Consider the following 323-nt stretch of genomic DNA (forward strand, 5'->3'; position numbering starts at 1 on the left):
GCCCCTAAGGCGAGGCCGAAAGGCGTAGTCGATGGGAAACGGGTTAATATTCCCGTACTGACACACATTGCGATGGGGGGACGGAGAAGGCTAGATGGGCCAGGCGTTGGTTGTCCTGGTGAAAGGGCGTAGGTGGTGACTTTAGGCAAATCCGGAGTCACAACGCTGAGACCCGAGACGAAGGTACTACGGTACCGAAGTCATTGATGCCCTGCTTCCAGGAAAAGCCTCTAAGCTTCAGATGTGTGTGAACCGTACCCCAAACCGACACAGGTGGTCGGGTAGAGAATACCAAGGCGCTTGAGAGAACTCGGGTGAAGGAA

Annotated in this window: 1 rRNA gene; it reads left to right on the forward strand. The window is 55.1% G+C overall.

Going from position 1 to position 323, the window contains the following annotated elements:
• Nucleotides 1-323: ribosomal RNA gene (locus tag DA373_RS16160) — 23S ribosomal RNA — on the forward strand; the annotation flags it as partial.

The sequence above is a fragment of the Oceanimonas marisflavi genome (assembly GCF_003049725.1).
GTDB classification, from domain to species: Bacteria; Pseudomonadota; Gammaproteobacteria; order Enterobacterales; family Aeromonadaceae; genus Oceanimonas; species Oceanimonas marisflavi.